General features: G+C 65.4%; 23 protein-coding genes and 1 tRNA gene. 14 read left to right on the top strand and 10 right to left on the bottom strand.

What is annotated here, in order from left to right:
• Positions 1–102 precede the first annotated feature (102 nt).
• A complete protein-coding gene (locus GGR17_RS08840) occupies positions 103–1329 on the top strand; it encodes an MFS transporter (RefSeq protein ID WP_054538692.1) in 1227 nt (408 codons plus the stop codon).
• On the top strand, positions 1322–1825 hold the full coding sequence (locus GGR17_RS08835) for a GNAT family N-acetyltransferase (RefSeq protein WP_054538691.1): 504 nt from the start codon (positions 1322–1324) through the stop codon (positions 1823–1825). The genes GGR17_RS08840 and GGR17_RS08835 overlap by 8 nt, the downstream gene beginning before the upstream one ends.
• 6 nt (positions 1826–1831) lie before the next feature.
• Here GGR17_RS08835 and GGR17_RS08830 read toward each other — a convergent pair whose 3' ends face one another.
• The 4 genes from GGR17_RS08830 to cysS form a co-directional block, all read right to left on the bottom strand.
• Entirely contained in the window at positions 1832–2599 is a 768-nt protein-coding gene (locus tag GGR17_RS08830) for a squalene/phytoene synthase family protein (RefSeq protein WP_054538690.1), read from the bottom strand.
• Positions 2596–3321, bottom strand: coding sequence for a class I SAM-dependent methyltransferase (locus GGR17_RS08825; RefSeq protein WP_054538689.1), 726 nt, complete (start codon positions 3319–3321; stop codon positions 2596–2598). The genes GGR17_RS08830 and GGR17_RS08825 overlap by 4 nt, the downstream gene beginning before the upstream one ends.
• Positions 3318–4937, bottom strand: a complete 1620-nt coding sequence (cimA, locus tag GGR17_RS08820; RefSeq protein ID WP_054538688.1) for a citramalate synthase — start codon at positions 4935–4937, stop codon at positions 3318–3320. The genes GGR17_RS08825 and cimA overlap by 4 nt, the downstream gene beginning before the upstream one ends.
• A gap of 81 nt (positions 4938–5018) precedes the next feature.
• Entirely contained in the window at positions 5019–6398 is a 1380-nt protein-coding gene (cysS, locus tag GGR17_RS08815) for a cysteine--tRNA ligase (protein ID WP_054538687.1), read from the bottom strand.
• Between the two features lie 210 nt (positions 6399–6608).
• Between cysS and GGR17_RS08810 the strand changes: the two genes are divergently transcribed.
• On the top strand, positions 6609–6953 hold the full coding sequence (locus GGR17_RS08810; protein ID WP_054538686.1) for an MmcQ/YjbR family DNA-binding protein: 345 nt from the start codon (positions 6609–6611) through the stop codon (positions 6951–6953).
• 61 nt (positions 6954–7014) lie between these two features.
• Here the strand turns inward: GGR17_RS08810 and GGR17_RS08805 are convergent, their stop codons facing one another.
• Complete coding sequence (locus GGR17_RS08805) at positions 7015–7602, bottom strand: outer membrane protein (RefSeq protein ID WP_054538685.1); 588 nt, start codon at positions 7600–7602, stop codon at positions 7015–7017.
• A 311-nt stretch (positions 7603–7913) separates the two neighbouring features.
• Between GGR17_RS08805 and GGR17_RS08800 the strand changes: the two genes are divergently transcribed.
• Positions 7914–8777, top strand: a complete 864-nt coding sequence (locus GGR17_RS08800; protein ID WP_054538684.1) for a TPM domain-containing protein — start codon at positions 7914–7916, stop codon at positions 8775–8777.
• 3 nt (positions 8778–8780) lie between these two features.
• Positions 8781–9395 (top strand): hypothetical protein, encoded by a 615-nt coding sequence (locus GGR17_RS08795; protein ID WP_037205619.1) that lies wholly within the window; start codon positions 8781–8783, stop codon positions 9393–9395.
• Positions 9396–9398: 3 nt separating this feature from the next.
• Here the strand turns inward: GGR17_RS08795 and GGR17_RS08790 are convergent, their stop codons facing one another.
• Together GGR17_RS08790 and GGR17_RS08785 are read right to left on the bottom strand one after the other, a co-directional pair.
• Positions 9399–11210, bottom strand: coding sequence for an ABC-F family ATP-binding cassette domain-containing protein (locus GGR17_RS08790; RefSeq protein ID WP_054538683.1), 1812 nt, complete (start codon positions 11208–11210; stop codon positions 9399–9401).
• Between the two features lie 104 nt (positions 11211–11314).
• Positions 11315–12052, bottom strand: a complete 738-nt coding sequence (locus GGR17_RS08785; RefSeq protein ID WP_081940093.1) for a GNAT family N-acetyltransferase — start codon at positions 12050–12052, stop codon at positions 11315–11317.
• 111 nt (positions 12053–12163) lie between these two features.
• Here GGR17_RS08785 and msrB point away from each other — a divergent pair, with 111 nt between their 5' ends.
• Entirely contained in the window at positions 12164–12559 is a 396-nt protein-coding gene (gene msrB, locus GGR17_RS08780) for a peptide-methionine (R)-S-oxide reductase MsrB (protein ID WP_054538682.1), read from the top strand.
• On the opposite strand, the gene GGR17_RS08775 is transcribed toward msrB, so the two are convergent.
• Positions 12556–13029, bottom strand: coding sequence for an outer membrane protein assembly factor BamE (locus GGR17_RS08775; protein ID WP_037205609.1), 474 nt, complete (start codon positions 13027–13029; stop codon positions 12556–12558). The two genes, msrB and GGR17_RS08775, sit on opposite strands and share 4 nt — an antisense overlap.
• A gap of 79 nt (positions 13030–13108) precedes the next feature.
• Between GGR17_RS08775 and GGR17_RS08770 the strand changes: the two genes are divergently transcribed.
• The 8 genes from GGR17_RS08770 to GGR17_RS08735 all read left to right on the top strand — a co-directional run bounded on the left by GGR17_RS08770 (position 13109) and on the right by GGR17_RS08735 (position 18617).
• Positions 13109–13651: a YceD family protein gene (locus GGR17_RS08770; protein ID WP_235974467.1), complete on the top strand. Its 543-nt coding sequence runs from the start codon at positions 13109–13111 to the stop codon at positions 13649–13651.
• A gap of 154 nt (positions 13652–13805) precedes the next feature.
• Positions 13806–14012: a 50S ribosomal protein L32 gene (gene rpmF / locus GGR17_RS08765; protein ID WP_037205608.1), complete on the top strand. Its 207-nt coding sequence runs from the start codon at positions 13806–13808 to the stop codon at positions 14010–14012.
• A 30-nt stretch (positions 14013–14042) separates the two neighbouring features.
• Positions 14043–15149 carry a phosphate acyltransferase PlsX gene (plsX, locus tag GGR17_RS08760; RefSeq protein ID WP_054538681.1) on the top strand — a complete coding sequence of 369 codons (1107 nt, stop codon included), beginning with the start codon at positions 14043–14045 and terminating at the stop codon, positions 15147–15149.
• On the top strand, positions 15146–16117 hold the full coding sequence (locus GGR17_RS08755) for a beta-ketoacyl-ACP synthase III (protein WP_037205603.1): 972 nt from the start codon (positions 15146–15148) through the stop codon (positions 16115–16117). The genes plsX and GGR17_RS08755 overlap by 4 nt, the downstream gene beginning before the upstream one ends.
• Before the next feature lie 93 nt (positions 16118–16210).
• Positions 16211–16513, top strand: a complete 303-nt coding sequence (ihfA, locus tag GGR17_RS08750; protein WP_037205600.1) for an integration host factor subunit alpha — start codon at positions 16211–16213, stop codon at positions 16511–16513.
• 10 nt (positions 16514–16523) lie between these two features.
• Positions 16524–17327, top strand: a complete 804-nt coding sequence (locus GGR17_RS20355) for a MerR family transcriptional regulator (RefSeq protein WP_235974466.1) — start codon at positions 16524–16526, stop codon at positions 17325–17327.
• Between the two features lie 66 nt (positions 17328–17393).
• A tRNA-Pro gene (locus GGR17_RS08740) sits at positions 17394–17470 on the top strand.
• A gap of 61 nt (positions 17471–17531) precedes the next feature.
• Complete coding sequence (locus GGR17_RS08735; protein ID WP_054538680.1) at positions 17532–18617, top strand: 2'-deoxycytidine 5'-triphosphate deaminase; 1086 nt, start codon at positions 17532–17534, stop codon at positions 18615–18617.
• A 43-nt stretch (positions 18618–18660) separates the two neighbouring features.
• Here GGR17_RS08735 and GGR17_RS20480 read toward each other — a convergent pair whose 3' ends face one another.
• Entirely contained in the window at positions 18661–18795 is a 135-nt protein-coding gene (locus GGR17_RS20480; RefSeq protein WP_255353412.1) for a hypothetical protein, read from the bottom strand.
• Between the two features lie 334 nt (positions 18796–19129).
• A complete protein-coding gene (locus tag GGR17_RS08730) occupies positions 19130–19345 on the bottom strand; it encodes a hypothetical protein (RefSeq protein WP_054538679.1) in 216 nt (71 codons plus the stop codon).

Here is a 19345-nt window from a genome sequence, read left to right as displayed (position 1 = left end):
CGCATTTCCTATTGCACACACCCGATACGACATTCCACTTTTCGCATCTGCGCAAGCTTATCCGGCTTTCCAAGGCCACGCCGCAGCGCTACTTCCTCTGGCATGACGGAAATCACCTCGCCCCCCGCCCTGTCCGACGACCGCACCCGGCGCAATGTCTTCGTGCTCGTGCTCGCGCAGGCTTTCCTCGGCGCGCAGATGCCGATGATCTTCACCATCGGCGGGCTGGCCGGGCAATCTCTGGCCGCCAACGCCTGTTTCGCCACGCTTCCGATCTCGATGATCGTGCTGGGCTCGATGCTCAGCGCCACGCCGCTGTCGGCGATCATGCAGCGTTTTGGGCGGCGCGCGGGCTTCTTCATCGGCGCGGCCGGCGGGGCCAGCGGGGCGGCGATCGGGGCCTACGGGCTGATGCAGGCCTCTTTTCCGCTGTTCCTGCTCGGCTCTTTCCTCACCGGCATCTACATGTCCGCGCAGGGCTTTTACCGCTTCGCCGCGGCCGATACGGCTTCCGATGATTTCCGTCCCAAGGCGATTTCCTATGTCATGGCCGGCGGCCTCGCCTCGGCCATCATCGGCCCGCAACTGGTCAAGGTGACCGCCCAGTCGATGGTGGTGCCCTTCATGGGCACCTATCTGGCGGTGATCGGCATCAACCTGCTGGGCGCGCTGCTGTTTTTCTTCATCGACATCCCCAGGCCCCCCGTCCCGGCCCATGACGCGCCCCGCGGCCGCTCGCGGGCAGAGCTTTTGCGCACCCCGCGCGTCGCCGTCGCCATCATCTGCGCGCTGGTTTCCTACGCGCTGATGAATCTGGTGATGACCTCGACGCCGCTGGCGGTGGTCGGCTGCGGGTTCGAGACTTCGGACGCCGCCAATGTGGTCACGGCCCATGTGCTGGCCATGTTCGTACCCTCCTTCTTCACCGGTCACCTGATCGCGCGCTACGGCGTGGAAAAAATCGTGGCGCTGGGGCTGGTCATTCTGGCCGGCGCGGGCGGCGTCGCCCTGATGGGCGTGGATCTGGAGCATTTCTTCGTCGCGCTGATCCTTCTGGGCGTGGGCTGGAACTTCGGCTTCATCGGCGCCACCTCGATGCTGGCCGGGGCCCATGCGCCCGAAGAGCGCGGCCGCGTGCAGGGCATGAACGACCTGATCGTGTTCGGCGGCGTGACCTTCGCCTCGCTGGCGTCTGGCGGGCTGATGAACTGTTCGGGCGGGTCGGTGCAGCAGGGCTGGACGGCGGTGAATATCGCCATGGTGCCGTTCCTGGCCCTCGCGGGCGGCGCGCTGATCTGGCTGACCATGCGCCCCAAAGAAGATGCCTGAGGGCGCGGCAAGTCCCCTGATCCGCGCTGCCACCACGGCCGACGCCGATCCGATCTGGACGATGCTGAAACCCGTTTTCCGCGACGGAACAACCTATGCGCTGCCCCGCGACATCCCGCGCGCGGCGGCCTTGGAATACTGGCTCGGCAACGGCCACCGGGTGTTTCTGGCCGAACAAGACGACCAGCCGCTGGGCAGCTATTACCTGTGCGCCAACCAGCGGGGCGGCGGCGCGCATGTGTGCAACTGCGGCTTCGTCACCGCAGGCCACGCCTCGGGCAAGGGCGTTGCGCGGGCCATGCTGGGCCACGCGCTCGAAACCGCGCGCGCGGCCGGGTTCCGCGCCATGCAATTCAATTTCGTGATTGCCACCAATACCCGCGCGATCGCGCTGTGGCAGGCGAACGGGTTCGCAGAGGTCGGCCGCCTGCCCGGCGCGTTCCTGCACCCCGATCGGGGTTATGTCGATGCGCTGGTGATGTACCGGGCGCTGTGATCCGCGCTACCAGCGCCCGCTGAGGCTGGACCGGAGCAACCCGGCGCGCCGGGCGAATTCCGAACCGCCAAGCCGCCCTTCGGCCACCGCCGCCGGTTCCGCCCGGGCCAGTTTCAGAACCGGTTCCGCCCGCCAGCCGGCCAAAAGCGCTGCCCGCGCCGCCTTTGGCACATCGCGCCGGGAGGCGCGGGATTTCTTCAGCCTCCTCAGTGCGCTATCAGCCAAAGCCGCAACAGAGTCCGGCCTGCCGTCGACCAGCGGAAAACGCCCGCGCGCCTCCAGTTCGGGGATCGCGATCAGCCAGTTGGCCACCCCTGCGGCATAGGCGAAATCGCGCACGGCCGCCTCGCCCGTGGCCGCCCCCAGCGCGCGGGCGGCAGTCCACATCAGGTGGCCCGCCGTGGCGTCGATATACTCGTCGAAATGCGCCGCGTCCTCAAAGGCATCGCGGTACACGTCCCAGCGCCGGGCCTGCACCAGCCGGTCCAGCCGCGCGGCATCCGGCGGCGTCAGCACCGCCGACAGCGGCGTCACCACCTCGTGCCGCCGCACCGTGCCGCCCTGCCCGATCTCCTCCAGCGCATCGCGCCACCATTGCAGGCGCATCTCGGCGATCATCGGCTCGGAGGCCACCCATGGCGCGCGCGCAACCTCCAGGTTGAAGGCATAAAGCGGAAACAGCTTTTCCCGCGCCGCGGCGGGCGCGGCCATCGCCGACAGAAACCTGTCCGGGTCACCCCGGCGCACCAGTTCGGCGCAGGCCTGAACGCTCATGCCGGGCGCGCCAGAACCAGCAGATAGCCGGTCTCGGCCCGAACCCGCCGCCAGGCCGCAGCCTCCGCCGCACTCTCATCGAGCGCCCTGGTCAGCTCTGCATCCGCCCCGGCGCGCAGCGCCTCGATCCGCGCTTCCATCGGGCCGTAATATCTCTCCCACGCCGCATCCGACACGCGGCGAGTGCCGAGCACCTCATAGCCCGCGCGCCCGATCTGCGCCCGCAGCTCCGCCTGCGTCGGCGTCGCATAGCCATCCCAGAAGGCACGCGCATCATCCGACGGGGTCTCGGTGAGAAAGACAGGCTCCGAAAAGGCCACCACCCCGCCCGGCTTCAGCGCCTTGCGGAACGTCGCCAACCCGTTTTCCACCCCCAGGAAATAGAGCGCCCCCGCGCACCAGATCAGATCGAACGGCGCCTCGGGCTGCGCCGCCAGCGCCGCCATGTCACCTGGCCGTGCTGTCACCCTCGGCTCTTCGGCGAAGCGTGCCGATGCCGCCTGCGCGAAAGGCGCATGGGCGTCCATCGCCAGCACCCGCCCCCGGGGCACATGCGCCAGAAGTGCTTCAATGTCGCCCCCCGGGCCGCAGCCGGCATCACAGATCGCGGCGTCGGGCGGCAGGTCGGCCAGACACAGCGCCCAATCCACATCGGCCGGCTCTCCCGGGCCTTCTCGGGGCAGATCCTTGTGAACCTCGAAGAACGCCTCCATTCCGGTCATGCCGTCGCCCCGTCGCGGATCAGTTTCCAGTTGATCGCATCGAGCAGCGCCTCGAAACTGGCATCGACAATGTTGGGCGACACCCCGACGGTGGACCAGCGATGGCCCTCGCTGTCTTCGCTGTCGATGATCACGCGGGTCACGGCCTCGGTGCCGCCCTGGGTGATGCGCACCTTGAAATCGACCAGCCGGATATCGTCGATGTGTTTCTGATAGGGGCCCAGATCCTTGGCCAGCGCCTTGGACAGGGCATTGACCGGGCCCTGATCATTGCCCGCCTCGTCGTGGCTTTCGGAAACCGACAGCATCTTTTGGTCGCCGATCTTCACCACCACGACCGCCTCGGACAGGCTGACCATCCGGTCACGCCGGTTCTTGCGCCGCTCCACCGTGACCTTGTAGCGCTTGACCTCGAAGAAATGCGGCAGCTGGCCCAGCACCTTGCGCGCCACAAGCTCAAAACTGGCCTGCGCCGTGTCATAGGAATAGCCCTGCGCCTCGCGCGCCTTGATCTCGTCGAGGATCCGGGCCAGCGCGGAATCGCCCTTTTCCACCTCGAGCCCCGCTTCGGCCAGACGGCGGCGCAGGTTCGATTGCCCGGCCTGATTCGACATCGGGATGATGCGCGTATTGCCGACCAGAGCCGGGTCGATATGCTCATAGGTCGCAGGGTCTTTCAGGATCGCGCTGGCATGCAGCCCCGCCTTGTGCGCAAAGGCCGAGGCGCCGACATAGGGCGCGCTTTTCACCGGAACGCGGTTCAGAATGTCATCGAGCAGGCGCGAGGCACGCGTCAGATCGGCCAGCGCCTCCATGCTGATGCCGGTTTCATAGGCCCCGGCATAAGGCTCCTTCAACAGCAGCGTCGGGATCAGGGTGCACAGGTTGGCGTTGCCGCAGCGCTCTCCCAGCCCGTTCAGGGTGCCCTGCACCTGCCGCGCGCCCGCGTCAATCGCGGCCAGCGAGCTGGCCACGGCGTTGCCGGTGTCGTTATGGGTGTGGATGCCCAGATGATCGCCGGGGATGCCCGCGTCGATCACCGCCGCCGTGATCCGCCCGACCTCTTCGGGCAGGGTGCCGCCGTTGGTGTCGCACAGCACGATCCACCGCGCCCCGGCATCATGCGCGGCCTTCAGGCACTCCAGCGCATAGCCGGGATTGGCCTTGTAGCCATCGAAGAAATGCTCGGCGTCGAACAACGCCTCGCGCCCTTGCGCCACCAGATGCTCGACCGAACGCGCGATGTTTTCGAGGTTTTCCTCCAGCGTGATGTTCAGCGCGGTGGTGACGTGGAAATCATGGGTCTTGCCCACGAGGCAGACGGCGGGCGTGCCCGCGTTCATCACCGCCGCCAGCACATCGTCGTTTTCGGCGCTACGCCCGGCGCGCTTGGTCATTCCGAAGGCGGTCATCGTGGCGCGCGTGTCGGGGGCCGCGTCGAAAAACGCGCTGTCGGTGGGGTTCGCGCCGGGCCAGCCGCCTTCGATATAGTCGAGGCCGAGCCTGTCGAGCGTCTGCGCGATCTGCTGCTTTTCAGCGGTCGAGAACTGCACGCCCTGGGTCTGCTGCCCGTCGCGCAGGGTGGTGTCATAAAGGTAAAGGCGTTCTTTAGACATCGGTTGCCTCCTGAGAAAAATCTTCACGAAGATTTTTCGGGCCCGAAGAATTTTCGTGAAAATTCTTCTGCTTGCGAACGGTCATTGGATGGCCTCCAGCTTGGCGGGGTCGAAATACTCGGTGAGCCCCCAGTTTTCCCCGTTTGTTGAGTAGTCGACCGAAATTCCAGCCGCGCCTAGCCCATCTCTGATTTTATCTGCTCGTTGATAGTTTTTCTCGGAGCGGGCTTGTCGCCATTCCTCGATCAAACCACGCACCTGATCGCCCACCTCACGCGGGACACGCTGGGAGGTAAGCGCCCAACGGCCTTCTGAACGGGTCGGCAACCCCAGGAATTCCAGAGAATTCTTCAAGCCGGCGCAATCCTGCTCCGATGCCAGCTTGTGCAGGACGGCGATCGCTCCGGCAGTGTTCAGATCATTGGAGAGTTCCTCGACAAGGCGAGGGTCCGGCGGCCCGCTCGTTTCTTTCAGATGAACGATACCGACCCACTTTCTCAGGTTTCTCTCGGCATCCTTCGCCTTCTCCGCCGTCCAGTCCATTGGCTTGCGATAATGCGTGCTCAGCATCACGAACCGGATCACCTCGCCCGGAACGCCCTGATCCAGCAGATCGCGCACGGTAAAGAAATTGCCCAGACTCTTGGACATCTTCTTGCCCTCCACCTGCAGCATCTCGTTATGCAGCCAGACCCGCGCGAAGTCGCCCTCGGGGTGGGCGCAGCAGCTTTGCGCGATCTCGTTCTCGTGATGCGGGAACATCAGGTCATTGCCACCGCCATGAATGTCGAAGCTTTCGCCCAACAGCTCATAGCTCATGGCCGAGCATTCGATATGCCAGCCCGGCCGCCCCCGGCCCCAGGGGCTGTCCCAGCCCGGCTGGTCCGGCGATGAGGGTTTCCACAGAACGAAATCCATCGGGTTGCGCTTGTAGGGCGCGACCTCGACCCGGGCGCCGGCGATCATGTCATCCACCGTGCGGCCCGACAGCGCGCCGTAACCGGCGTAGCTTTCCACCGCGAACAGCACATGGCCCTCGGCCACATAGGCATGGCCCTTCGAGATCAGATCGCCGATCATCGCCACCATCTGCGGGATATACTCCGTCGCGCGCGGCTCATGGTCGGGGCGCAGCGTGCCGAGCGCCTCCATGTCTTCGTGGTACCAGCGGATCGTCTCTTCGGTGATCGCGCCGATCTCGCGGCCGGTTTCCTCGGCGCGCCTTATGATCTTGTCATCCACATCGGTGAAGTTGCGCACATAGGTCACGTGCTCGGGTCCGTAGGCATGGCGCAGCAGGCGGTAGAGCACGTCGAACACCAGCACCGGGCGCGCGTTGCCCAGATGCGCCCGGTCATAGACGGTGGGGCCGCAGACATACATCCGCACATCGCGCGGGTCGATGGGCGTGAAAACCTCCTTGCGGCGGGTCTTGGTGTTGTGCAGCCTGATTTCGGTCATGCGTAAATCCTTCGCGCGCGGTCCCGCGGCGGGCTTTAGCAACTTCAGTTAGTATTGGAAACTGGAAGACCGGCCCGCCTGACGATGTCAGCAGGTAATAATGCAGCAGATGATGATGGTCGTGCCGTTGGTCATGAAGTTTCTGTAACAGCCGCCATTGCGCATGCCAAGCCTCTTGTTTCGACTCGGCGCTTTGGGCAGCGTTCGGCCATGGAAAATGCCAGCATAAAGAACTTCTGCGAATCCCTCCCCGGTGCCTGTTATGAACAGCCCTTCGGGCCGGGAACCGATGTCTGGAAGGTGGGCGGCAAGATTTTCGCCATGAGCGCCCAGGGCAGCGGCCGGGTCTCGCTCAAATGCGCCGACGATCAGGTGGCGGAGATGCTGATCTCCGTCGGCCGGGCCGGCACCGCGCCCTACCTGCCCCGTGGCGGCTGGATCGCGCTCGCCGTGGAAGGCACCGACGAGGCCGAGATGAAAGAGCGGCTGATGGAAAGCTATCAGACCGTCCGCGACAGCCTGCCCCAAAAGGTGCAGGCCGCGCTGAACAACTAGCCTTCCGGCCCTGGCGCAGGAAACGCCGGGCCGGGGCATCGGCCCCGGCCCGGCGTGTGCGTCAGAACTTGAACGACAGGCGTGCCGCCACGGTCGTGGCTTCAAGATCCACATCGGTATCGTCGAAATCGTCGAAATCGTGGTACAGAACCTCACCACCCAGCGACACGTTCTCGCGGATCATCCGTTCGGCGCCGATACCGACGAAATAGCCGGTATCCTCATTGCCGATCGCATCGGCATAGGCCGCGCCGCCGGTGCCGTAGACCAGCGTCTGGCCCAGATCGATACCGCCACGCAGTTTCAGCCGCGCCAGACTGTCCATATCCCCGGCGCCACCGCCGAGCGAGATGTCGGTCGCCTCATAGTCAACCCCGACACCCAGAACATATCTGCCGAAGTCATAGTCATACCCGGCATGGACACCGCCGATCGCGCCGTCGCCATCCTCGCCCAGGGCGCCGCCGGCATCGAGATTGCCATAGCCAAGCTGCAGACCGGCATAGCCTCCGGTCCAGTCACGGCCCACGGCCACGACCGGAACCGGCGTCGCCACGACCGGCTCGACCGGCGTCGGCTCAAGGTTGCCCGCCAGCGCGGGGCCCGCAGCCACGAGGGCCAGTGCTGCAAGGGAAGTTGCGGTTTTCATGTTCGTCTCCTTCTTCGGCATGATGCCGTTATTGCTCGATACATCCGGGCGGTTCGCCCGGTGCTGGTGCAGAGATTGGCGCGCCGACGCTCCGCGACAAGGGCCTCACGACCAGTTGACGCGGAGGTGCGCAAATAGCTGCCTAAAAAGGAAAAATTCCCACCTCGTCATCGGCGGGAGTTTGCCGGACCGACCTCCGATCACGGCAAGTTGACGGAACCCGGCGCCAGAACGCCACGGAAATTTGACCGCGCCCGCCATGCCCGCCATTATCGGCGGCGACCAGAGGCGCGAACGAACAGGACACCCCCATGCTGCGGCTGATTCTCGCGCTCTGTGCGCTTTTCCTGCTGGCCGTCGCACCGCCAGCCGCCGCCGAACCCTATCCCGCCCCTGCCTCGCTCTACGTCAATGACCATGCCGATCTGCTTGGCCCCGAGGCCGAAGACCGGGTGCAGGACGCGCTGCGGCGCCTCAGGGGCGAAACCGGGATCGAGGCCACCCTGCTCACCCTCGCCACCCGCAGCGACTATGACTATTCCGCCACGCTCGAACGTTTCGCCACCGGCCTCTTCAACACCTGGGGCATCGGTGATGCCACGCGGCATGACGGCATATTGATCCTCGTGCTCCGCGAGGACCGCGAAATGCGGATCGAGCTTGGTTCCGGCTATGGGCGCGATTTCGACTGGATCGCACAACAGATCATCGACACCGAATTCCTGCCCGCCTTCCGTGAGGGGCGCCATGAACAGGGGATCGAGGCCGGAACCGCCGCCACGCTGGCCCGCATCGCCTATCCGCATGCGCAAGCGCTGCCGCCCGAGGCGCCCGGCCTGTCGGAACGGCCGGGCGAGCTGAAACCGGTTCTGGTGCCCCTGGTCATCATCGGGGCCATGCTCCTGCTGGTGTTTCGCCGCCGGCTTGGCGACCTGTCGCAGGGGCTGCGCCGTTGCCCGAACTGCGGCCGCTTCGGCCTGCGCCGGCACAGCGAGACCGAGCGCGACGCGGCACTTTCGGCCTCCGGCCTGGGCCACCGCATCACCGAGTGCCGCTATTGCGACTATCGCGACAGCGAGAACTTCACCATCGCCCCCCGCCGGCGGAACACCGGCTCCGGCGGCAACTTCGGCGGCGGCGGCTCTTCGGGTGGCGGTGCCAGCGGCCGGTGGTAGGCGATGCCGCTGCAAAATCGCGTTCAGCCGACGGGGCAGATCATCGCGACCCCGGCGCGCGGCCTGTTCATGGGCAACCGCGGCATCCTGCATGACGAGCAACAGCGCCTTGGCGCGGCGCGCTGGCGGCACAAGGCATGGATCACCTGCGCGCTGGCGTTCAAGGGCCGCAGGCGCGGGCTGATGACGCCGCATAGCTACACAGAGCTGTTCTTTCTGGACGAGGCCGTGGCGCTGGCCGCCGGGCATCGCCCCTGTGCCGAATGCCGGCGGGCCGATTTCAACCGGTTCGGGGCCGCATGGGCGCTTGCGCAGGGCCGCGCGGCGCGCGCGCCCGCGATGGATGCCGCGCTGCACCGGGCCCGCGTGACCCGCGACCGGCGCCAGATCACCCATATGGCCGATATCGCCGCCCTGCCCGATGGCGCCTTCGTGGCACTGCCCGGCGGGAAGATCTGCCTGGTTCTGGGCGCATTCCTGTGGCCCTACCGGCCCGAGGGCTATGCATCCCCCCTGCCGCGCCCGGCCGGGGGCAATGTCACCGTCCTGACGCCGCGCCCCGCCGTGGCCGTGCTGGCGGCCGGCTATCGCCCCGCCCTGCACCCTTCGGCCGCATAGCGCTCACCCCGCGGCCCGTTCCTCGAGCGACAGCCATTCCTCTTCCGCGGCGGCAAGGACGGCCTGACGTTCGACCAGCGCCTCCGTCGCCTTGCGGAACTTCACCGGCTCGGCGGTGAAGAGATCGGGTGCCGAAAGAAACACCTCGAGCTTGGCGATCTCGGCCTCCAGCCGCGCGATCACGTCGGGCAACTGCTCAAGCCGGTGTTTTTCCGTGAAAGACAGCCCCTCTGCCCCCGGTTTCACGCCCGGCTGGGCCTTCGGCGTGGCGCCGTCCTTTTTCGCGGCAGGCTCCGGTGCCGCGCGATCCTGGCGCTGCGCGCGATAGTCGCTCCAGCCGCCGGCATAGACGGTGGCATAGCCGTCACCCTCCATGGCGATGGTGGTGCCGGCCACACGGTCGAGGAAATCCCGGTCGTGGCTGACCAGAAGCACGGTGCCGTCGTAATCGTCCAGAAGCTCCTGCAACAGATCGAGCGTTTCCACATCCAGATCGTTGGTCGGTTCGTCGAGCACCAGAAGGTTGCTTTCCTGTGCCATGATCTTGGCCAGCAACAGCCGCGCCTTTTCGCCCCCCGACAGGCTGGACACGGGCGCCCGCGCCTGACGTTCGTCAAACAGGAAATCCTTCAGATAGCCGACCACATGGCGCGGCTGCCCGCGCACCAGCACCTGATCGGCCTTGCCCGAAACGCGCATCCCCGGGTCGCCGGTCAGGCTTTCCCAAAGGCTGAGCTTGGGGTCAAGCCGGGCCCGGTTCTGATCGAACACCGCCATCTGCAGATTGGTGCCCAGCACCACCTCGCCGGTGTCCGGCGCGATCTCGCCCGTCAGCATTTTCAGCAGCGTGGTCTTGCCCGCGCCATTGGGGCCGACGAAGGCCACCCTGTCGCCGCGCAGCACCCGAAGCGAGAAATCACGCAGGATCACCCTGTCGCCGAACGCCTTGGAAATGCCCCGCGCCTCGATCACCCGCTTGCCCGATTTCTGGCCCGCCTCCAGCGCCATGTCGGCGGTGCCCTGACGGCGGATCATCGACGCGCGCTCGGCGCGCAGATCCCCCAGCGCCCGCACCCGGCCCTGGTTGCGCTTGCGCCGCGCGCTGATGCCTTCGACCGCCCAGCGGGCCTCGGCCTTGATCTTGCGGTCGAGCTTGTGGCGCGCCTCGTCCTCTTCTTCCCAGATCTTGTCGCGCCAGGCCTCGAACGCGTCAAAGCCCTTTTCCTGCCGCCGTACCGCGCCCCGGTCGATCCACAGGGTCGCGCGGGTCAGCGCGCGCAGGAAGGCGCGGTCGTGGCTGATCAGAACGAAGGCCGTGCGCGTCTCCGACAGCTCGCGCTCCAGCCAGGCGATGGCCTCGATATCCAGGTGGTTGGTGGGCTCGTCCAACAGCATCAGTTCCGGCGCCTCGGCCAGAAGCTTGGCCAGCGCCGCCCGGCGCCGCTCTCCGCCCGAGGCGGTTTCGACCGGGCGCTCGGGATCGAATTTCAGCCCGTCTGCCACCATCGCCACCCGGTATTCCTCGCCCACATCAAGCGCGGAGGCGGCGAAATCGCCCAGCGTGGCAAAGCCCGAAAGATCGGGCTCCTGCTCCATATAGCCCACCGACACGCCCGGAGAAACGACGCGCATGCCGCTGTCGGGCTCGACAAGGCCGGCCATCACCTTCATCAGGGTGGACTTGCCCGAGCCGTTGCGCCCGACCAGCGCCACACGGTCGCCGGGCTGCACCACAAGGTCGAGCCCGGAAAACACCGGGTCGCCGCCGAAGGTCAGCGAAATATTCGAAAGCTGAAGAAGAGGAGCACGTGCCATAGGGGCGAGCTATATCCCGCGGGTGCCGCCGTCAACGGGGTGCGCGAAGGGCGGAAAATTATTGCGAAGGTTTTTCGGGCCGCAAGGTTTCGATGTACCCCCGCCTACCCCGCCACGCCGCGCAACAGGCGCTTGCGGGCGGGCGGGATCGCCTTGATCTCCAGCCCGGTGAACACATGCAGCGTGTTCAGATCCCGGTCGACCACGGCGTGATCCGACACCCAGCCACCCATCAGCAGATAGGTCCGCAGCAATGGCGGCATCCCCAGCTGCGCGCGTTTGGCATCCGGCTTCTTGCGCCGCAGCTTCTGGGCGAAGCGGAAGACGTTCGGCGCCTTGATCCGCGGCAAAAACCGCTTGGGCGCCAGATGCCGATCCTTCAGCAGGGCGAAAGCATCCATGTAATCCTCGGCCTCGGTGCCCCGGAAAGACGAACAGCCGAACAGAAGTTCCACATTCTCGTCATCCACGAATCGGGTCATCGCGCCCCAGGCGACGCGCAGGATGTCGGCGTCTTTCCAATCGGGGTGGATGCAGAACCGGCCCATTTCCACCATCGGGCCCGTGAAGTCCTCCAGGCCGGAAAGCTCGTAATACTGCGCCGAATAGCTTTGCCCGATCTCGGCGCCGCCGCGCAGCGGCAGCAGGCGGAAACAGCACACCAGCGTGCCGCTTTTGGCCTCTTCCACGAGCACGTGCTGGCACAGATCGTCGAAAGCATCGACATCCGGCACCCCGCCCGCGCCGCGAAAGGTCAGCGTTCGCAACGCCTGCGCGGCGTGGATATCGGCCGGTCCGCTGGCAAGCCGGGCAACATAACGTCCCTTGCGAAGTGACAACATCGCGCTTGAGCTCCTCAATCCACTGGCAAGCATGTGCCGGCAAGCCTAGATATGGTTTGCAGCGCTGTATCACACAAGATGTGACACTTGCTTGACAAAGGAGACCTCCGGATGAGTGACAAGATCGAAAAACCCGACGATGAGTGGCGCGCGCAACTGTCACCGCTGGCCTATAAGGTCACGCGCAAACACGGCACCGAACGCGCCTTTACCCATGACGATTTCCCCAAGGCCCCTGGCCTGTACCGCTGTGTGTGCTGCGGCGCGCCGCTGTTCGATCAGGCGACGAAATTCGACAGCGGCACCGGCTGGCCCAGCTTCTATGCCCCGGCCGAGGGGGCGCCGGTCGGCGAAAAGCAGGATAACAGCTGGTTCATGCGCCGGATCGAGGTGCATTGCGCGCGCTGCGATGCGCATCTGGGCCACGTGTTTCCCGACGGTCCCGCGCCCACCGGCCTGCGCTATTGCATCAACGGTGTGGCGCTGGAGTTTCAGCCGCAGGATTAGTTGCCGTTGGGGCCCTGGCCGAGCAACTGATCCGCCGTGACGTTACCGATGTTGCCCAGAAGCTGCCCGATGAACGAGACACCCTTGATGTTGTCATCGGTCACGCGGCGGTTCAGGGCAACCACGCGGCCATGCTCCAGGCCGTAGCGCTCGATGTTGCGCACGGTTCCCGCGTCATCGAACGAGATCGCCACAAGCTCTCGGTTCAGAACCTCGGGCGCGTACATGCCCCGCGTCTGCCACCGGCTTGCGACGTAATACCACGCGTCTTCGCGGATCACGCCCGAGGCCGAGGGCGGCCCGATCACATCCTGCACGGTATCGCGCGTGTCGATTCCCACGACGACCTCGCCCAGTTCCGTCTCGGACGGCGCATAGCCATGGTTGCGGTAGATCGGCGTACAGGCGGAAAGGCCCAGTGCCAGCCCTGCAACGATCGCAAGTTTCATGATCCCCCCGGTCTTTCGCATGCCTACCTCTTGCCACGCCGCGTTGCGCTTCGTATCCGCTTACAGAAGGATTGGCATCTGTTCAAGAATGGAGCGTGCAATGGACGACCGCTCGCAAACCCTCATCAGGCTCGCGGCCCTGGCTGCCGGAAAGCCCCACACCTTCGCGCTGCGCCCCGGGGCCGACGCGCTGACCGAGATCGCGGCCCGGCAGGACCTGCTCGCGCTGCGAAAGCTCAGCTTCACCGGCACGCTCGTGCCCCAGGGCCGCTCGGACTGGCGGCTGGAGGCGCGGCTGGGCGCCACCGTGGTGCAGCCCTGCGTCGTGACCCTGGCACCCGTGACAACCCGCATCGACGAGCCGGTCCACCGCACCTATCTGGCGCGGATGCCCGAGTTGCCTGCCGCCGACGAGGCCGAGATGCCCGAGGATGACAGCATCGAGAAACTGCCCGAAACGCTGGATCTGGCCCAGGTGATGGAAGAGGCGCTGGCACTGGCGCTGCCGCTGTTTCCGCGCGCCGCGGATGCCGAACTCGGCGAGGCCGTTTTCACCGAACCCGGCAAGGCGCCGTTGCGCGATGAGGCGCTGAAACCTTTTTCCGGATTGGCGGACTTGAAAAAACGTCTGGAAGAAGAGTAAGAAAGCCACAGAAAAGGCTTGCGCCGGGATCGAATCCGAGTATGTTCCCGGCCTCGTTTACAGGTTGGGTAGGACGGCGCGCCAGGCTGGTGCAAAGGTCGCTCATTCCCTTGAAATTCATGGGCGCATGCCCCGCAAACACCGAGGTTGAGACATGGCTGTCCCTCAGAATAAGATCACGCGGTCGCGCCGTGGCAACCGTCGCTCGCACGATGCGCTGGTTCCCGGCAACCCCGCCGAATGCTCCAACTGCGGCGAGCTGAAGCGCCCGCATCACGTCTGCGTCGCCTGCGGCCACTATGCCGACCGTGAGGTCGTCGCCCAGGCGGATACCATCGATCTGGACGAAGACGCGGCGTAATCGGTCCCGGAAGGGGCTGCGCGCCTTATCATGGCTTCAAAAACAGACCTGGCAATACCGACCCCCCCACGCACCGTGATATCGGTGGACGCGATGGGGGGTGACCGGGGGCCGGCGGCGGTTGTCGCCGGCATAGCCCGTTCGGCCGCCAAGAACCCTGATATCCGCTTCATCCTGCACGGGCCGCAAGACGTGCTGGAACGGCTCGTGGCCAAGCGCAAGATCCTGACCGACAGGTGCGAGCTGCGCCATGCCGAAGGCGTGGTGACGATGGACGCAAAGCCTTCGCATGTCATGCGGCACGGCAAGGGCACCTCCATGTGGTCGGCCATCGAAAGCGTACGCAACGGCGAGGCCACCGTCTGTGTCTCCTGCGGAAATACCGGTGCGCTGATGGCGCTGTCGATGGTGCGCCTGCGCAAGCTGCCGGGCATCAACCGGCCGGCCATCGCCTGCCTCTGGCCGTCGCGCAACCCCGGCGGGTTCAACGTGATGCTGGACGTCGGCGCCGACATCCGCGCCGATGAGCATGACCTGCTGCAATTCGCCCTGATGGGCGCCTCCTACGCCCGCAACGGGCTGGACCTGCCCCGCCCGCGCATCGGCCTGCTGAATGTCGGCACCGAAGAGCACAAGGGCCGGGCCGAACTGAAAGCCGCGCATGATCTGATCGCGGTTGCCGCCCCTGCCAATGATTTCGAGTTCGTGGGCTTCGTCGAAGGCGGTGACATACCGTCCGACAAGGTGGATGTCATCGTGAGCGATGGCTTTACCGGCAACGTCGCCCTGAAAACGGCCGAGGGCATCGCCAAGCTGATCAGCGAGCTGCTGAAGGAAGCCTTCAAATTCTCGCCGCTGTCGCGCGTCGCGGCGATGCTGGCCTATACCTCGATGCGCCGCCTGTCCAAGCGGATCGACCCGCGCCAGGTCAATGGCGGGGTGTTTCTGGGGCTGAACGGAACCGTGGTCAAATCCCACGGATCGGCCGATGCGACAGGCATTTCCGCAGCCGTGAAACTGGCCTTCCAACTGTCTCAGTCAGGTTTTTCCGAAAGGCTGGCGGCACGGGTTGCATCGGCGACCTCCCCCCTTCAAGATGGCCGGAAGATCGAGGCCAAGAGCGGTAATATAAAATGACAATTCGGGCCGTGGTTGCGGGCGTCGGGCACTATCTTCCGGAACGGATCGTGCCGAACAGCGCGTTTGAAGACACTCTGGACACGTCCGATGAATGGATCCGCAGCCGCTCGGGGATCGAACGGCGCCATTTCGCGGCCGAGGGTGAAACCACCTCTCAGCTTGCGGCCAAGGCTGCTCAGGCCGCGCTGAAAGACGCCGGGCTGGCGCCGGATGACGTGGACGCGATCATCGTTGCCACCTCGACCGCCGATCTGACCTTTCCCTCCGCCGCCACCATGGTGCAGGACCAGATCGGAATGACGCGCGGCTTCGCCTTCGACGTTCAGGCGGTTTGCGCGGGCTTCATCTTCGCGCTCAGCAATGCCAATGCGATGATCATCTCTGGCCAGGCCCGCCGGGTGATGGTGATCGGCGCCGAGACCTTCAGCCGCATCATGGACTGGACCGATCGCGGCACCTGCGTACTGTTCGGCGACGGCGCCGGCGCGCTGATCCTCGAGGCTGCCGAAGGCGCCGGCACCTCCGATGACCGGGGCATTCTGGCCACCGACCTGAATTCCGACGGGCGTTTTCGTGATCTTCTCTATGTCGATGGCGGCGTCTCGACCCAGACCACCGGCCACCTGCGGATGCAGGGCAAGGAAGTGTTCCGCCACGCGGTGGAGAAACTCGCCGACACCGCGCACAAGGCGCTGGACAAGGCCGGGCTTTCGGGCGCCGATGTGGACTGGATCGTGCCGCATCAGGCCAACCTGCGCATCATCAAGGCCACCGCGCAGCGCATGCAGGTGCCGATGGAGCGCGTCATCGTTACCGTGCAGGACCATGGCAACACCTCTGCCGCCTCGATTCCCCTGGCGCTTTCGGTCGGAAAGGCCGAAGGCCGGATCAAACCGGGCGATCTTGTGGTGACAGAGGCGATCGGCGGCGGCCTGGCCTGGGGGGCGGTCGTTATCCGTTGGTAAAGACCCGCGCAAACTCTGCGTGGCAAGCCATTGATATTGACTCGGAAAATTTTTTCTCCCTATCCTTTGTACGGGACAGAAAAGGGGCACATAATGACCGGCAAGACATTGACGCGGATGGATTTGAGCGAAGCCGTATTTCGCGAGGTCGGATTGTCGCGCAACGAATCGGCGAATCTTGTGGAAAGCGTGCTTCAGCACATGTCGGACGCGCTGGTTGCCGGTGAGTCGGTCAAGATCTCGTCTTTCGGCACGTTCAGCGTACGCGAAAAGGCCGCCCGCGTCGGCCGCAACCCCAAGACGGGCGAAGAGGTTCCGATTCACCCCCGCCGGGTTCTGACCTTCCGCCCCTCGCATCTGATGAAAGATCGCGTTGCCGCCGGAAACCGGGGCTAGGAGCCCGGTGATGGAAAAGTCTCGCGACGCCTTCCGCACGATAAGCGAGGTGTCGCTCTGGCTCGATACGCCTGCCCATGTCCTGCGCTTCTGGGAAAGCCGGTTCACTCAGGTGAAGCCCGTCAAGCGGGCGGGCGGGCGGCGGTATTACCGGCCCTCCGACATGCTGCTTCTGGGGGGCATCAAGAAGCTGCTGCACGAAGATGGGCTGACGATCCGGGGCGTTCAGAAAATACTGCGCGAACAGGGCGTTAAACATGTCGCCGCATTATCGCAGGCGCTGGATGATGACGTGATAGAGGCCAGCGCCGCCGTGCCCGAAGCGCCGATGATCGACGTTACCGAACCGGAACGGACCAACGCCATGATCATCCCGCTGTCCCGGCAAGAAACGCCCCGCGAGCCGCTGGCAGAGGACGCCACGCCCGACGCCGCCGAAACGCCCGGGGTCAACCCCGGCCGCGCCGCCCGCAAAGCGCGCCGCGCCAAAGAGGCCGAAACCTCTGACAACGCGCCCGAGCTTCCCTTCCCCGTGAACGATGAGCCGGCCCCAGCGCCCGACGCGCCGGCCGAGACCGACGACAAGACACCGGCCGCGGCGGAAGACGAGACTCCGCCCGCGCCGCTTGGCACGGATCTGCCGCAGGGTGACCCCGCCGACGAGGCCATCACCCCCTCGGCCACCCTGCCCCTCACATCCGTGCTGCGAGACGCCGCCGCCCTGCGCCGGCTGAGGTCGGATCACGGCGCTGCGGTCAAGGCTGCGGTGGCCCGGCTCGGCGCCCTCAGCACGCGTATGGCGGACGGTGAGTAAAGCCATCGGAATTCGCCGTTTTGCGTCTTGCCCCCACGCGCAGACATGCTATGAAACGCGTCACGTCGGGCTATGGCGCAGCCTGGTAGCGCGTCCGTCTGGGGGACGGAAGGTCGCAGGTTCGAGTCCTGCTAGCCCGACCAACATCACAACCGCCCGCGCCGGAACCGGTGCCGGGCGGTTTGATTTGTCAGGGGAACGCGCATGAGCGGCACCGGGGTTCTTCCCGCGCAATCCATCACTGAAATGATCGCCTCGGGCGCGCTTTCGGCCGATCCCGCGATCCTGCCCGAACAGGTGCAGCCCGCATCACTCGACCTGCGGCTGGGCCGCGTGGCCTACCGCGTGCGCGCCTCTTTCCTGGCCGGCGCCGGTCGCAGCGTCGCCGAGCGGCTGGCCGAGTTCGAGATGCACCGGATCGATCTGAGCAATGGGGCGGTTCTGGAAAAAGGCTGCGTCTATGTCGTGCCGCTGATGGAACGGCTGGATCTGTCCGACGATATTCAGGCGGTCGCCAATGCCAAAAGCTCGACCGGCCGGCTGGATCTGCTGACCCGTGCGATCACCGATGGCGGCGAAGAATTCGACCGTATCCCGCAGGGCTACCACGGCCCGCTCTATGCCGAGATCTGCCCCCGCTCCTTCTCGGTTCTGGTGCGGCCGGGCATGCGGCTGAACCAGATCAGGTTCCGCCGTGGGCAGGCGGTGCTGAGCGACGCAGAGCTGCAGGCGCTGCATGCCCAAACCGGGCTTGTCTCCGGCGGGCCGGCGGTGATTTCCGAAGGGTTGGGGTTTTCGGTCGACCTGGAACCGGCCGAGGGTGATCTGGTCGGCTATCGCGCCAAGCCGCATACCGGGGTGATCGACCTCGACCTGATCGGACATTACGATCCCGCCGAATTCTGGGAGCCGATCCGCACCACCGAAGGCCGCATCATCCTGGACCCGGGCGCGTTCTATATTCTGGTCAGCCGCGAGGCGGTGCATATCCCGCCCGACTATGCCGCCGAAATGGCCCCCTATCTGGCGATGGTGGGTGAATTCCGGGTGCATTACGCGGGGTTTTTCGATCCCGGCTTCGGCCATGCCGAAGCGGGCGGCGCGGGCGCGCGCGGAGTGCTGGAGGTGCGCTGCCACGAAGCGCCCTTCGTGCTGGAGCACGGGCAGATCGTGGGGCGGCTCGTGTACGAACGGATGGCCGAGCGGCCGGTGCAGCTTTATGGCGCCGGGATCGCGTCGAATTATCAGGGCCAGGGGCTGAAACTGTCGAAACACTTCAGGGCCGCCTGAAACGGCCCGGTGGGGCACAAAGCCGGACCACCGGACCACGGGGTCATTTGATCTTTTTGCCCCCGACGGTGATAGGCGTGGCGCCCGTTTTCGAATCGGCAATCGCGGAAACCTTCGGCTTCTCCTGCTTGGGTTTCTTGTGCTCTTTGTTGCCGCGCTGATGGTTACCTTTTGACATTGGCTTTCCTTTCGAAAGTGCAGCCGTCATGGCGTGATGGTTGAATCGTACCGCCGGCATCCTGGAAACATGTATTTTTCCGGCAGGCCCCCCGACGGCCAGATGCCAACCGGAACGTTGCTCAGGAAAATCAGGGTTGCCTGACGAACCCGTCAGGGCGATAATTTTTTCTGGACAAGAGAACGATGCGCGCCGAACCGGCTTTGACGCGGCCGCGCATCGGCCTCGGTATCAAATTAATCCCGGCGCGGGCTGCTTTCAAGAATGATTCAAATGCCGCTTCGACAATTTCGGCGAATGGCCCGAAGCCGCGAAGGCACGGGCGCAAAAATGCTCAGAACCGCCCGATCTTGCGCGTGATCTTTGCCGCCTGCCGGGCGCGTTTCGCCGTCTGCCTGGCCTGGCGCGCGCGCTGGCGGTCTTGCGGGCTCAGCTCTGCCGCCGGTTTGCCCCGGCGCGCGGCCAGATCAATACCGGCATTCACACCCTTGTTCATGAATTTCCGCAAGAACAGGCGCATCACCATGTTCATCATCTGATTGGCATTCAT

The sequence above is a fragment of the Actibacterium naphthalenivorans genome (genome assembly GCF_014196965.1).
Taxonomy (GTDB): Bacteria; Pseudomonadota; Alphaproteobacteria; order Rhodobacterales; family Rhodobacteraceae; genus Actibacterium_A; species Actibacterium_A naphthalenivorans.
This window is presented reverse-complemented; position numbering and strand designations above follow the sequence as displayed.

Excerpts from the sequence above, each read along its gene's own strand:
- GGR17_RS08840 (WP_054538692.1), top strand. The coding sequence starts at position 103 with ATGACGGAAATCACCTCGCCCCCCGCCCTGTCCGACGACCGCACCCGG.
- GGR17_RS08835 (WP_054538691.1), top strand. The coding sequence starts at position 1,322 with ATGCCTGAGGGCGCGGCAAGTCCCCTGATCCGCGCTGCCACCACGGCC.
- GGR17_RS08830 (WP_054538690.1), bottom strand. The coding sequence starts at position 2,599 with ATGAGCGTTCAGGCCTGCGCCGAACTGGTGCGCCGGGGTGACCCGGAC.
- GGR17_RS08825 (WP_054538689.1), bottom strand. The coding sequence starts at position 3,321 with ATGACCGGAATGGAGGCGTTCTTCGAGGTTCACAAGGATCTGCCCCGA.
- cimA (WP_054538688.1), bottom strand. The coding sequence starts at position 4,937 with ATGTCTAAAGAACGCCTTTACCTTTATGACACCACCCTGCGCGACGGG.
- cysS (WP_054538687.1), bottom strand. The coding sequence starts at position 6,398 with ATGACCGAAATCAGGCTGCACAACACCAAGACCCGCCGCAAGGAGGTT.
- GGR17_RS08810 (WP_054538686.1), top strand. The coding sequence starts at position 6,609 with ATGGAAAATGCCAGCATAAAGAACTTCTGCGAATCCCTCCCCGGTGCC.
- GGR17_RS08805 (WP_054538685.1), bottom strand. The coding sequence starts at position 7,602 with ATGAAAACCGCAACTTCCCTTGCAGCACTGGCCCTCGTGGCTGCGGGC.
- GGR17_RS08800 (WP_054538684.1), top strand. The coding sequence starts at position 7,914 with ATGCTGCGGCTGATTCTCGCGCTCTGTGCGCTTTTCCTGCTGGCCGTC.
- GGR17_RS08795 (WP_037205619.1), top strand. The coding sequence starts at position 8,781 with ATGCCGCTGCAAAATCGCGTTCAGCCGACGGGGCAGATCATCGCGACC.
- GGR17_RS08790 (WP_054538683.1), bottom strand. The coding sequence starts at position 11,210 with ATGGCACGTGCTCCTCTTCTTCAGCTTTCGAATATTTCGCTGACCTTC.
- GGR17_RS08785 (WP_081940093.1), bottom strand. The coding sequence starts at position 12,052 with ATGTTGTCACTTCGCAAGGGACGTTATGTTGCCCGGCTTGCCAGCGGA.
- msrB (WP_054538682.1), top strand. The coding sequence starts at position 12,164 with ATGAGTGACAAGATCGAAAAACCCGACGATGAGTGGCGCGCGCAACTG.
- GGR17_RS08775 (WP_037205609.1), bottom strand. The coding sequence starts at position 13,029 with ATGCGAAAGACCGGGGGGATCATGAAACTTGCGATCGTTGCAGGGCTG.
- GGR17_RS08770 (WP_235974467.1), top strand. The coding sequence starts at position 13,109 with ATGGACGACCGCTCGCAAACCCTCATCAGGCTCGCGGCCCTGGCTGCC.
- rpmF (WP_037205608.1), top strand. The coding sequence starts at position 13,806 with ATGGCTGTCCCTCAGAATAAGATCACGCGGTCGCGCCGTGGCAACCGT.
- plsX (WP_054538681.1), top strand. The coding sequence starts at position 14,043 with ATGGCTTCAAAAACAGACCTGGCAATACCGACCCCCCCACGCACCGTG.
- GGR17_RS08755 (WP_037205603.1), top strand. The coding sequence starts at position 15,146 with ATGACAATTCGGGCCGTGGTTGCGGGCGTCGGGCACTATCTTCCGGAA.
- ihfA (WP_037205600.1), top strand. The coding sequence starts at position 16,211 with ATGACCGGCAAGACATTGACGCGGATGGATTTGAGCGAAGCCGTATTT.
- GGR17_RS20355 (WP_235974466.1), top strand. The coding sequence starts at position 16,524 with ATGGAAAAGTCTCGCGACGCCTTCCGCACGATAAGCGAGGTGTCGCTC.
- GGR17_RS08735 (WP_054538680.1), top strand. The coding sequence starts at position 17,532 with ATGAGCGGCACCGGGGTTCTTCCCGCGCAATCCATCACTGAAATGATC.
- GGR17_RS20480 (WP_255353412.1), bottom strand. The coding sequence starts at position 18,795 with ATGTCAAAAGGTAACCATCAGCGCGGCAACAAAGAGCACAAGAAACCC.
- GGR17_RS08730 (WP_054538679.1), bottom strand. The coding sequence starts at position 19,345 with ATGAATGCCAATCAGATGATGAACATGGTGATGCGCCTGTTCTTGCGG.